At 45.7% G+C, this 12,643-nt stretch carries 12 protein-coding genes; 8 read left to right on the forward strand and 4 right to left on the reverse strand.

The window, feature by feature from the left end:
- Nucleotides 1-33: 33 nt before the first annotated feature.
- Entirely contained in the window at nucleotides 34-1,230 is a 1,197-nt protein-coding gene (locus EGV92_RS05535) for a hypothetical protein (protein ID WP_131668245.1), read from the forward strand.
- Nucleotides 1,231-1,422: 192 nt separating this feature from the next.
- Here EGV92_RS05535 and EGV92_RS05540 read toward each other — a convergent pair whose 3' ends face one another.
- Nucleotides 1,423-1,617 carry a hypothetical protein gene (locus EGV92_RS05540; protein ID WP_131668246.1) on the reverse strand — a complete coding sequence of 65 codons (195 nt, stop codon included), beginning with the start codon at nucleotides 1,615-1,617 and terminating at the stop codon, nucleotides 1,423-1,425.
- A 223-nt stretch (nucleotides 1,618-1,840) separates the two neighbouring features.
- Nucleotides 1,841-2,764, reverse strand: a complete 924-nt coding sequence (locus tag EGV92_RS05545; RefSeq protein ID WP_131668247.1) for a hypothetical protein — start codon at nucleotides 2,762-2,764, stop codon at nucleotides 1,841-1,843.
- A gap of 156 nt (nucleotides 2,765-2,920) precedes the next feature.
- On the opposite strand from EGV92_RS05545, the gene EGV92_RS05550 reads away from it, so the two are divergent.
- Nucleotides 2,921-3,706 carry an SDR family NAD(P)-dependent oxidoreductase gene (locus tag EGV92_RS05550; RefSeq protein ID WP_131668248.1) on the forward strand — a complete coding sequence of 262 codons (786 nt, stop codon included), beginning with the start codon at nucleotides 2,921-2,923 and terminating at the stop codon, nucleotides 3,704-3,706.
- 353 nt (nucleotides 3,707-4,059) lie between these two features.
- Nucleotides 4,060-4,602: a ferritin gene (locus EGV92_RS05555; RefSeq protein WP_131668249.1), complete on the forward strand. Its 543-nt coding sequence runs from the start codon at nucleotides 4,060-4,062 to the stop codon at nucleotides 4,600-4,602.
- 157 nt (nucleotides 4,603-4,759) lie between these two features.
- Here the strand turns inward: EGV92_RS05555 and EGV92_RS05560 are convergent, their stop codons facing one another.
- Nucleotides 4,760-6,151 carry a right-handed parallel beta-helix repeat-containing protein gene (locus tag EGV92_RS05560; protein WP_131668250.1) on the reverse strand — a complete coding sequence of 464 codons (1,392 nt, stop codon included), beginning with the start codon at nucleotides 6,149-6,151 and terminating at the stop codon, nucleotides 4,760-4,762.
- 106 nt (nucleotides 6,152-6,257) lie between these two features.
- On the opposite strand from EGV92_RS05560, the gene EGV92_RS14180 reads away from it, so the two are divergent.
- The gene (locus EGV92_RS14180; protein WP_242678630.1) at nucleotides 6,258-6,587 is read left to right on the forward strand and encodes a hypothetical protein; all 330 of its coding nucleotides are present in this window, start codon (nucleotides 6,258-6,260) and stop codon (nucleotides 6,585-6,587) included.
- 560 nt (nucleotides 6,588-7,147) lie between these two features.
- Here EGV92_RS14180 and hemH read toward each other — a convergent pair.
- Nucleotides 7,148-8,167 (reverse strand): ferrochelatase, encoded by a 1,020-nt coding sequence (gene hemH / locus EGV92_RS05570; RefSeq protein ID WP_131668251.1) that lies wholly within the window; start codon nucleotides 8,165-8,167, stop codon nucleotides 7,148-7,150.
- Nucleotides 8,168-8,424: 257 nt separating this feature from the next.
- On the opposite strand from hemH, the gene metX reads away from it, so the two are divergent.
- The 4 genes from metX (at nucleotide 8,425) to trhO (ending at nucleotide 12,582) form a co-directional block, all read left to right on the forward strand.
- On the forward strand, nucleotides 8,425-9,678 hold the full coding sequence (gene metX / locus EGV92_RS05575) for a homoserine O-succinyltransferase MetX (protein WP_131668252.1): 1,254 nt from the start codon (nucleotides 8,425-8,427) through the stop codon (nucleotides 9,676-9,678).
- The gene (gene metW, locus EGV92_RS05580) at nucleotides 9,675-10,289 is read left to right on the forward strand and encodes a methionine biosynthesis protein MetW (protein ID WP_131668253.1); all 615 of its coding nucleotides are present in this window, start codon (nucleotides 9,675-9,677) and stop codon (nucleotides 10,287-10,289) included. The genes metX and metW overlap by 4 nt, the downstream gene beginning before the upstream one ends.
- 363 nt (nucleotides 10,290-10,652) lie before the next feature.
- Complete coding sequence (locus EGV92_RS05585; RefSeq protein WP_131668254.1) at nucleotides 10,653-11,234, forward strand: tetratricopeptide repeat protein; 582 nt, start codon at nucleotides 10,653-10,655, stop codon at nucleotides 11,232-11,234.
- Between the two features lie 298 nt (nucleotides 11,235-11,532).
- A complete protein-coding gene (gene trhO, locus EGV92_RS05590) occupies nucleotides 11,533-12,582 on the forward strand; it encodes an oxygen-dependent tRNA uridine(34) hydroxylase TrhO (RefSeq protein WP_131668255.1) in 1,050 nt (349 codons plus the stop codon).
- Nucleotides 12,583-12,643: the final 61 nt, after the last annotated feature.

A 12,643-nucleotide genomic window follows, 5' to 3' on the forward strand; every position in this document is an offset into this window, starting at 1 on the left:
ACGACCTTAAATAAGAATTGAAGCTCGATCTCTATGAATAAGTCTTTGAACATCAGCACGCAGATAACCCGCCTCGTTATCTGTCTCCTCATTACCGCCCCCGCAGTAGCGACTGCCTCAGTGAATACGGCGACTGATCCAGCCGTCTCAGACACCACAGCGCCCTTAAGCGAGGATATGGCTAACTCAACTGAAGATAGTACCAAGCCCCTGTTTAATCCTGCTAGCGCTATCCATATTAAAACAGCGAGCCAATTAACTGATCAGTTAGGCTACCAAAACTCACCATCAGACACCAAGCTCACCCACACTGAGAAACACTGGTCGGATGAAAGACGAGAGGATGTTCAAGATCAGCTGCATCTATGGGCCAATAATATGAACGCTTGGTTCGGTGAGCCGGATAGCAAAAACCCTGCTACCGCCAACCTGCGAGTGATACTAGATACCCGCTGGGTAGATGATCCAGTCGCGGGCAGCAGCGTGACTGTCGAGCCTAGAGTTCGCGGCCGCTTAAAGCTACCTGTCTTGGAGCGACGCCTTAGCCTGATCATCGGTGATACCGACCTTGATAATGAAGCGGAGCTACGACGAGACTCAACAGGCAGAAGCTATCACACCCAAACCAGTGAACAAGATAAGATTATTGATCGTCAAAAGGTGCGTAGCGACAATGCGTCTATCGCCTTGCGTTGGTCACGTTTTAGTGAAAGTATTGACAGTGAGCTGGGCGTTGAGACGGATATCGATGTGGGTATCCGCTCTCTTGATGACCCCTTTATCAAAGTGAGTGTGGATAAAGACTGGTACGAAGATGAGCAGCTCAGAGTCAAGAGCGATACCTTTTATCGCTATGGTCTTGATAGTGAGCACTATGCACGAGGGGGGCTTGAACTAAAGCTTGCCAGCCGCGCTGACCGATTTATCAATAATCGCACGGCTATTCATTATCGACATCAAGATAATAATGAGCGCACCACGTGGAACAATGATCTGCGTCAGATTCATCACTTCGGCAATCAAAAACAGCTGGCCTATGGCATCTCCACTGGTGGCGATTTTGCTCAAGATACACCGCTGCTCAATAGCTATGGTCCAGCTATCAGCTATCGCCAGCCGGTTTGGCGAGACTGGCTCTATCTACAGACTGAGCTGAATTATTATAATGATAAAGCTTTGCATAAAGACCACTACCCCTCTGCCCTACTGCGTATGGAGGCGTTATTTTAGAAAGCAGTGATAAGAAAACGCAAGCTGAGCATATTGTCCGTATGTTCTCGCTAGCCTGTGCCCTCTACTACGCAAGCCTAGCCTAGAGATTAGCACTTAAATAGCGGCGATTTATAGGCAGCGAGCTGGCTACCACCGTGTCTGCCATGATAGAGATAGGGGCTACTGGCAGTTAACTGCCAAGCACTTTCCTTATTCACTACGAATAAACCGCCTAGCCCCTCTGATCCTCATAAAGAGAAGGATAATCTTCATCAATCGCATATCCCGATACCAGTAAAAATAAGGTCGGTACGCCGCCGATTTCTCTAATGCCATACTACGCAGCTGCCACACAGTACCGAAGATATCGGTAGCAGTCACCGTCGCTATCATAATCTGAACCATAAAATGCGCTTGAGAGAGACAGAGTTGCCTGCAATGGTGGTATTAATCTTATTGTTACTTTCATGTGCCAATCGTAGTAAAAGACAAGTGATTTAAAGCAGGCAATAATTCAGCCACTTAATCTAACCCCTTAATCTAACCACTGAAGTCCAAAGTACTGCTAGGGTAATGTGGTTTAAACCTTGTATCATTAGTCTATATTTCTCAATTTTCTTCTTACTTATTAATAGACTTTTTTAATCTCACCCTCAATAAAGTCCGCCGCCACTTCATTATAATTCTGACAGTCGACTCGCCCTTTGCTAGTATCAGTATTAAGCTGACTCTCTTGCTTGGGGGTTACCACCGCATCATAGACCTTGCCGTCAAACTGCACCGCGCCGCGGTAAGACTTCAGACCACTCTCTGCATCGATAATTAAGTCATTGGCAATGTAGCTCACCGCGATATCGTTGGTAGTGCCAAAGGACAATTGAGCCATCTCACTGCTGAAAGGTTGGTCACCTTGCCAAGCCATAAGCGTCGAATAATCTGTCAGTTTATCCGTACTAAACTTGGTGCTGGTTTTATCTATTTTTGTCCGTGGCACATAGCAAATAGCGCCTTCTGGGAAGACTAAACCTTGTGTTTGGGTCGCTGGTAGCTGATCCAAGACAGTACTAAAGCCTGTCGCTGCAGCCTCGCCTACACCTGATTTTCCGCTGATATCTACCGCCTGATAATCGATATCATGACGTAGTACGCCACCCGACTCCTTATCTTTCCATAGGAGATGATAAGATAGCGCAGAATCGATGAACGTATCGGCCACTTTTCGTATATTACTGGCGGTGGCCACGGTGACTTTATCGGCCAACAGATAGTTGGTATTATTTTTATTATTGTCTGTATTGTCATTGCCAAAGAGTGACTTGACCGTGGTTTGTGTCCGCTCAGCCGTTATTTTAATATCCGCTCTTTCGATATAATCGACAGTGTGATTTTGCCTTTGCTGATAGCCGAATGCTACTATCTCAACCACGGCAGCGTCGTTAGTTTTTTTGTCTTTAGCAAATATCCCTTGCTCCTCAAAGATACAACCGCCGACAGCTAGCGACAATAGGCTAATTATTAAGGCTTTATTTATAGCTGCTTTTTTTATTATCATCTGCACACCCTATTTTTAAGACGCTTCTAGCCTCTGTAAATTGATAATTGACTTGAGTTAGTAGCGCTACTGTAATATAACATACGTTCAGTATCATTTAATGCTTTAGGAACTTTTCTCTCCCATGTACTCTCGCTTTTATACAAGGAAGTCATTATGAATGTTCTCATCACTGGCGCATCTCGCGGTATCGGCCTAGCAACTGCCAAAAAACTTGCGGCCAAAGGTCATAACGTCGGTCTATTCGATATTGATCTTCCGGAGCTTGGTCTCGCTATTAAGCATAAATCGTTCAAAAAGGCGCATAAATCAAAGTCTATCTTGCACGGCAATCTGGATGTCACTAATCCCGATGACTGGGACAGTGCTATTGAGCAGATGACGAGCGCCTTTGGCGGTGTGGACGTACTCATCAATAATGCGGGTATTCTTATCACCGGTGAACTACCAGAGTCTGACTTGGACAAGCAGCTTATGCTCGTCGATATCAACTGTAAGGGTATCTTGATTGGCTGCCACAAAGTCGCTCAGCAGCTCAAAGGCGACAAATTTAGCAAAATTATCAATCTGTCTTCAGCCTCTGCCATCTATGGTCAGCCCGAACTTGCACCCTATTCTGCCAGTAAGTTCTTCGTTCGCGGCTTAACCGAAGGCTTGAATATTGAGCTTGCGCCGCGTGGCATTAAAGTCATCGATGTCATGCCCTTATGGGTCAAAAGTGACATGACAAAAAATGTCGACGTCACTAGTATCAGACGTTTGGGCAAGAATTTAACCCCTGATGATGTGGCTAAGACCTTATATAAGCTTACCACTTCACCCAATCGGAAGCTGACTAAGACCCACTATGCGGTCGGCCTGCCAGCCAAAGTATTTGAGAAACTAGCACAAGTTACCCCTGACAAGATTACCCGCTGGTTAAATCAAAAGATTGGCGCTTAATCCTCTTCTCAATCTTCTCTCTTCTACCTCATCTAAAACCGGCTGAATGTCGGTTTTTTTATATTTAAACCTCGTAGAATAACTGCCGCTAGTGCTGATTCTATAAATTTTACCAGTCTCTCTAAAAATATTGATTATTATTCGCATTGGTTACATCTCGTGACGCTTAGCTCATAACTGCTCACATAATTCGGACAGCTAATAACCCACGGCTGCCTGTCTAGCTTTTATAATCCTAATTAACAAATGATCACTAAATTTAATAACTATTTTATAACGGTTTATAACGGCTTTAAGCCTTTGGTTAAGCCGATTTAACTCTAAAATTAACGAATGATTATAAGGATTAACTTATGAGCGATAAGCGCATTTCAGACGATATGGAACAAGCCCTAAACAGACAGATGAATCAAGAAGCTCAACAGGCTCAGGCCTATCTGGCTCTTGGTGTTTGGGCTGAATCCAATAACTACGGTGGCATTGCTGACTTCTTCTATAAGCATTCAGAAGAAGAGCGCCAGCACATGTTTAAGTTTTTAGAATATATCAATACGCGTGGTGGTGAAGCGAAAATCGGCGCAATAGCCGCACCCGCTGACAACCCAAGCAATCTTAAAGAGTGTATTGAAGATGTCTGGCAGCATGAGCTTGAAAACTCACGCAAAATCTATGATTTAGTCGATAAGGCAATGGCAGAAAAAGACTGGCCGACATTTAATTTCTTGCAGTGGTTCGTCAAAGAGCAAATTGAAGAAGAGGCGTTGATTGACGGTCTTCGCGATAAGTTTGCTTTGGCATCAGAAGATAGGGTCAATAATGCCAACTTTTACTCGCTTGATCGCGATATGCAAGATGCCTCACAAGAGGCAGAGCTGCCCCGTGAGCAAAAGCTATAACGCTCTTGTGCTGAACGCTTCGTTTAGCTACTACTGATTGTTTCACTTTAACCCTAACTGTCCCCTCGGTTAGGGTCTTTTTGTGCTTAGAATTTGCTGAGCTGACCAGTTCCCCTCAAAGCATCTCATCAAACCAACTCTACTTAAACTGAGTGCCTTACTTAAACTGAGTACCTTGTTGACTGGCCTTAGATATTCGAACTTGATCGTCTCTAGACTGCGTAGCATCAAACACATTACTATGAATAACGGTATGCTGTATCCCAGCATGAAGTCCTGCCTGCTCGCCCTTTTGATCGCTGGCATATCGCTCACGAATCTCAGAGCCAACTTTGATGGCTACCCCACCGACTTGACTAAAGTCATTACCGCTAATCTGAGTCCCATCATCTTCAATGATGATGCCTGATTCTACCTGAATAAAGGTATTGTCTTTAATAAGGTTATGCTTAGCACTATCGATGTGATAGCTGGCAAAAGCAGTCTTAGCCAGTGGGTAAGCACCACACTCAAAGCCTTTAAGGTTACGTGATTGCCGTGAGGCTACCCAGACAGCGACTGGCTCATCGCGGAAGGTATTGCCCTCTATGATGTTGTCACTAGCAGACTCGGTACGTTTAAAGTAATTGCTACGGCTGGGGTCATTGGCGTGCTCAAAGCAATTACGATACAGGTGAATACTGCCCGCGCCATTATGGACAAATTTGTTATTTTGAATGGTATTAAAGGCAGAAGAATCCACAGCGATGGCCTCACGATTGGGCTTGAAGCTGCGAAAGCCATTATCGACGAATACGGAGTTCTGAATCGTATTATGCTGGCTGCCAAATTCTAAATACAACCCTACTGTCCCCGAGCGTACCACTTGTAGCTGATCAAAGCTCACATGATGCACATGGTCACCGACGAAAATACCACTATTTTTACTACCATTGCTAGTGACATTGATAACTCGAATGTCATGCGGTGCCAGCGCTCTATTACTATCTGGATTGGTCAAACCTTTGGAATAACGGCTATTTGGATTGGTCTTTTGCCGAATATGAAGCGCATGACCGTAGCCTTGAATGTGGCAATTGGCAACGGTAATGTCTTTGATAGCTTTATCAGCTCTGGGGCGAATGGTAATCGCTGATTTACTGTCAGTAGCTGCATTAGAACTGAGTATCGCGCCGTTACAGTTCAGTGAGGTGTCAGAACTGTCGAGCACGAATTGCACACCTTTACCGGTCAGGTCGCACTGCGGCGCAAGGACGGTGTGCCCGGTGATAGTGACGACTTGGCCAGCTTGCAGTTGCTCGCATGCTAGCTGCTGGGTGGATTTTGGTAGATCGGTAGCGACGACGGGCTTATTGATTATTAGCTCATTATTACTGGTCGCTGGCGCTGAGATGGGGGAGCGAGGTAACCGTTCACAACCTGATAAAGTGGTGACGCACGCGCCAATCAGTACGCTAAATAAAATATTGAATCTGCCATGATGCAGCAGATAAGACGGATAAGGATATGCGCTCGGTGTGATGCAGAGCTTCTTACACTTTTTGAACATCTAGTGACACCTTGCTACTGGTAGTCGTCCGTTTTAATTGACACACTATAAGGGTAAATTTTAATCTTAAAACTGATTTTGACATGTTAAAAACAAGGATAGCATAATGAAAAATCCAAATACTCGCCAGCCTGATTCTGTTAGTGGTTCGGTCGCTCATGAGGGCGTCGATAAGCCCATGAATGACCCTATGGGAACAGAAAATAGCCCATTAGATACCGATAACATCATTGATAATGATAGCGCTGTCACTGAGGGCTTGACTGAGTCAGAAGGTGTATCAGAGGGCTTGACCCCAATGCATCGTCAAAATATCGATGAAGCGCGTGTGGATGAGGTACTGGTAGAAGATGCCTTAGATGACAAAGATTATCCTAGCATTCGTGACATTGCAGATAATGATGCCGTCCAGCACAGCCATGAAGATGACTTATAATACTTAATTTAAGTGACCCTAGAGCAGAGACGCAAATGAGCTATTAACTATAGAAAAGCTACTTTAAATTAAACAATGTAGGTCGAACGACCATAGATCAAAAAACCCCCTCAATAACTTCCTACTGAGGGGGTTTTTGACGCTCATACAGTAGTAACCGTGAATTACCTTTTACTGCGCAGTGCAGCAAGTCATCTAATAGCATCATACTCTAAGTGGCAGATAACGGCTGATATAGCATCGACATCATGGAGTACGATGAGTGAAGGGGCGAACCATACTGCCATAAATACTGGGCGCTATCACCGGTAAACATATAAAATGCCATGCATCCCAATGCGATAAACATCGGAATAAAAGCAATCAAAAAGCCCACGAAGTATAAGAGTGACAGAACAGCCTCTTAAGTAAGTCGTTAAGAATCGCTTGAGCAAATAAAAACCCCTTGAACATTCAAGGGGCCGCTAATGACTCTAATAAAAATAACCTCGGTGGCTAGTGCCACAAGCACTGCCGCTTATGCCTAAATGATAGCGCGAATTAAGCTTAACGCTGCTCCCCTAAGCCCAGCCATCTAAAGTACAGGCCCAGCCTTGCACCAGCGGTGTCGCTAAAGCTTCTAACAAGTCAATATGAGCTTCGTCGGCATTTAATGCTGGGATATAGTGATACTCTTGGCCGCCCGCATTAATAAAGTTATCACGGTTTTCTATCGCCAACTCCTCCAGCGTCTCTAGACAATCAGCAGAAAATGCGGGGCTGACCACCTGCACCGAACGCACACCGGACTTGCCCCAGTCTTGTAATACCACATCCGTATAAGGCTTAACCCACTCTTGCTTGCCAAAGCGCGACTGGAAGCTAATAATCCACTCATCATCACCAAGGCCTAATGCTTGAGCCACCTGCGCTGCCGTACATTTGCAGCGTTTGGGATAAGGGTCGCCTTTATCGGCATAAGGCTGCGGGATACCATGAAAGCTAAACATCAGCTTATCAGGCTTACCATGCTCCGCTTGGAAGCGGCGGATAGAGTCCGCCAGTGCCTTGATATATAACGGATGGGCGAAGTAGTCTTTGACAATAGTGAAACTAGGCAAATTGCGCTGCTTTAGCGACCACTTGGTAAGCGCATCATAAACGGCACCTCCTGAGGTAGCTGAATACTGCGGAAACAATGGCAATATAACAAAGTGCTCAATGCCATCGCTACAAAGCTTGTCCATAACATCGGGCAGTCCTGGGTTGCCATAGCTCATTGCCGGTACTACGGTAACCGGAAATGGAGCGGCGCTATCAGCAATGCGTGCCTGTAATAGCTCAACTTGGGTACTCAAAATTTTACGAATCGGTGAGTCACCCTCCCAGATACTGGCATAGGCTTGAGCGACTCTTTTTGGGCGACTTGGTAGCACAAAAAGATTGAGAATAATCGCCCATAGAAACTGCGGAATCTCGATGACTCGAGGATCAGATAAAAACTGCTTTAGATATCGGCGGACAGCTGGTGCAGTCGGTTCGTCTGGCGTACCAAGATTGACGAGTAATACGGCAATGCGAGGTGGCTGAGAAGGTCTCATTGGTAGGCTCTATCCTTATAACGGCATTTGGTATCAGCGTTAATTTTAACTTTTTGTCTTGCTCTATTGATATCAAGGTCAAAATCACGCTTAAAACGGTATTAGTGTAGCATTTAACGGTATATTTTTCTTACTCACGGCGCTACTAGAGAATTAATATCTTCTTAATTCTGCCCAACTTATCGATGGAAGTTGTACTTACGCCTACATCCGCCTACAATATCACCTCACCCTGATTTGATAGAAAAGAGGTGGATTTGAGCCCACATCCCCAGCTAACCGATCCTAAATTTGCCGATTCTGTCGGTATTGTCACCCCAGAGACCCTACACTTTGATACCGAACTGACCTTAGAATGCAATCGCACCTTACCTGCTTTTGATCTGGTCATAGAGACTTATGGCACCCTAAACGCTGACAAATCAAACGCGATACTGATCTGTCATGCCTTATCTGGCAGTCACCATGCGGCAGGCTATCACAGTATCGATGATAAAAAACCTGGCTGGTGGGACAACATGATTGGACCAGGCAAGCCTATTGATACGCGGCGCTACTATGTGGTGTGCCTAAATAACATCGGTAGCTGTCATGGCTCAACTGGCCCCACAAGCCCCAATCCAGACAGCCCTAGCGGAGCGCCTTATGGTCCTGACTTTCCGCTGATTACTATCAAAGACTGGGTCGCAACCCAAGCGTTGCTCTCAGACCGCCTCGGTATCAAGGTTTGGCATGCCATTGTCGGTGGCTCTATGGGCGGGATGCAGGCTTTGCAGTGGTCAGTCGACTATCCAGACAGGCTCAAACGCTGCGTCATTATCGCCAGTACCCCTAAGCTGTCCGCGCAAAATATCGCTTTTAACGAAGTCGCGCGTCAGTCTATCTTGTCCGATCCTGACTTTAAAGATGGTCATTATTTGGTAGCAGGTACTTATCCCAGACGTGGTCTTATTCTCGCGCGAATGGTCGGACACATCACTTATCTGACCGAAGATGCAATGAAGTCGAAGTTTGGCCGTGATCTTAAATCGGGCAAGTTTATGTACGGCTATGATGTCGAGTTTCAGGTGGAGAGCTACCTACGCTATCAAGGCGAGCGCTTTAGTAAAAACTTCGACGCCAATACTTATCTGCTCATGACCAAAGCCCTCGACTACTTTGACCCTACCCGCGACTATGTCGATGATGAGTCGCTCACCGAGCTTGAAGCCCTCAGACAAACCTTAGCGCATACCAAGTGTCAATACCTCGTCGTCTCCTTTACTACCGATTGGCGCTTTGCCCCTGAGCGCTCTCAGGAGATTGTCGAGGCGCTCATGGCCAATGACAAGCCCGTCAGCTATGTCAATATCGATGCCCCCCATGGTCATGACTCCTTTTTATTTGATATTCCTCGCTACATGGGCGCGGTTAGCAGCTTTTTAAATGCACCGTTTTTGACGCAATCTGCCTCTCAAAGCGACCATTCTACCCGCCACCAAGACAGTAATTCAAAGGAAGTAACGGCATGAGAATCGACCAAAAACTTGTCAAACATTGGATTGCACCACATTCTCGAGTCCTTGATTTAGGCTGCGGCGATGGCTCATTACTCGCGCACATGCAGCACTCTCTTGGCGTGACTGGCTATGGTCTTGAACTTGACGGTGACAAAATTAACCAAGGTATCGCTAAGGGCCTAAGTATCATTGAGCAAGACCTTAATGATGGCCTTGCCCGCTTTGATGATGACAGCTTTGATACCGTCGTTATGGCCAGAGCGCTGCAAGCGGTCAAGTCCCCCGACACCCTACTTCTGGATATGCTGCGCGTCGGCCGTGAGGCAGTGATTACCTTTCCAAACTTCGCTCATTGGCAAAATCGGCTGCACCTAGGGTTGAAGGGCTTAATGCCGGTATCAGAAGCATTGCCCTATGAGTGGTATGACACCCCTAATATCCACCTTTGTACCTTTAAAGACTTCGAAAAGCTATGCTTGGATAACGATATCCGCATTATGAATCGCTTCGCGGTTAGCGACTCTACTCGTATTCGAACACCAATAATGACCTCACTCATCCGCCAAGCACCCAACTTACTGGCTGATGTCGCTATTTATCGCGTGACCAAGCGCGGTTCATAGTACGCTTACCCACCCAGCCTAATTGATTAAAAAGTCAGCAGCGTCGATGAATTTACTGCTAAAAGGTTACTGGTAAATTTAGAGGCTAATCTGCCATTAAATTCAGCCACTTAATAAAGAGATATTTATCTTGAGTACTGCATAAATAGTACTTATGAATCACGATATTGTAACGAGGTTTTACCATAAGCGGCTTTCGCCCTTTATTATGCATAAATCTGTTATTACCTTAGTAAGAGTAGGACATTTATATTTGAGTTTCGTAAATGGCAGTGGTAAGCTATTCCAATCATACGAATCCTCTAAATTTGCTACCCCTTTTTCCTCATCTGTCTTACTGTAAAGAGACTGAACGGAGCTGTTATGAAAATTATAAAAGCTGCCTTATTGACGGCTTGCTTATCTGTTACTGGTCTTGCCAATGCAGAACTGATCGCTAATGTCCCACTGGATACCTCTCGCTTTGAACAAATGGGTATTAGTGAACTAACTTCACGTGCTAATCAAGGCAATGACCATGCCCAGTTTTATCTGGCCAAACGCCTGCAAAAAGGCATGGGCATCACTAAGAATACTCAACAAGCTGCCCAGTGGTATACTCGCGCAGCTCAGCAAGGCGTTGCCCCTGCTCAGCTAAACCTTGCGATCATGTACCTTCGCGGTGAAGGGGTTAAGCCTAACCTGCAACAAGCCCGTGTTTGGTTAGAAAAAGCAGCAGCACTCGGTGATAACCGTGCCAGCTATACCCTAGCCCTTCTAGATGAGAAGCAGAAGAAGCTGGTCGATGCTTACAAATGGTATGACCTAGCCGCTCGCGACGGCATGCTTGATGAAAAAGTACGCAGCAAAGCTCGTGGCAAGATTAGTCAGCTGGCTCTGAACCTATCGAACTCCGATATCGCTAAAGCGCGCGTAGAAGCTGACAGCTGGTTCCAAAATAAATAAGCCCTAGATGTATCTAATCGCCGCAAACCCAGCCTTAAGCTGGGTTTTTTGCTTTAATCTACCAAAGCTTACTAGCCGCGCCCGCACTTTATATCAGTAAAAGGGGCACGTGATGCCTTTTTATATGCACCGTCTTATATCAGATTTTCTATAAACGACCCACTCGTTCCCGCCCTTACTAAACCTTAGCAAATCTTATAAAATAGCCACGGCCTTTAGCCAGAATCTACCAGAGTCTAAAGGTCACTAAACTTTACCCAATGCACTAGGTTTACGACCTAGCCAGCAGGAGAGCACCATGAGTAGCACTCAAGAGAATAGCCCTATCGCCGCAAAAAAGGCGACTGAATACGATAGCGTAACGAATAATATCGTCGTTGCTGCTCTTTACAAATTTATCCGTTTCGATGACTTTGAACAATACCGCGAGCCTATCTTAAATAAGATGTTAGAGCACCAAGTCAAAGGTACATTACTACTAGCCTCAGAAGGGATTAATGGTACTGTTGCAGGTAGCCGTGAGGGTATCGATGCGCTACTGACCTACCTAAGAACGCTGCCCGCTATCGGTGAGTTCGAGGTCAAGGAGTCTTATACCGATATACCGCCATTTTACCGTACTAAGGTTAAGCTAAAAAAAGAGATTGTCACTATGGGCGTCGAGGGCATCGACCCATTAGAGTCGGTCGGTCGTTATGTTAAGCCCAGTGACTGGAACGATTTGATTAGCGACCCAGATGTGCTACTGATCGACACTCGTAACGATTACGAAGTGCAGATTGGTACTTTTAAAAATGCCGTCAACCCAAAGACCAATACTTTCCGTGAGTTCCCTGACTACGTCAAAAAAGAGCTAGACCCCAAGCAGCATAAGAAAGTTGCGATGTTCTGTACTGGCGGTATCCGCTGCGAGAAATCAACTGCTTATCTACGCGAGCAAGGCTTTGATGAGGTCTATCATTTAGAAGGCGGTATCTTAAAATACTTAGAAGAAGTCCCAAGCGATGAGTCGCTTTGGCAAGGGGATTGCTTTGTCTTTGACAATCGCGTGGCGGTCAATCATAACTTAGAAAAAGGTGAGTACGATCAGTGCTTTGCTTGCCGAATGCCGATTACCAAAGCAGACAAACAAAGCGCTGCTTATGTCAAAGGCGAGTCTTGTCCGCATTGTATCGACAAAGCCACACCAGAACAAAAAGAGCGCTTTCGTGAGCGTGAACGTCAAATTCAGCTGGCAAAAGCTCGCGGTGAGTCGCACATCGGCAGTGAGGTCAATGAGGTGATAGAAAAGCGTAAAGCTGAGAAAATTGCCCAACGTGAAGCTCAGATTGAGCAAGGCAAAAAATAGCGACCGGTAAATTCAGCTCAAGATTTACCATAAAAAAGAGGCCTAGTGCCTCTTTTTTATG

The organism is Psychrobacter pygoscelis (assembly GCF_004335015.1).
GTDB lineage: Bacteria > Pseudomonadota > Gammaproteobacteria > Pseudomonadales > Moraxellaceae > Psychrobacter > Psychrobacter pygoscelis.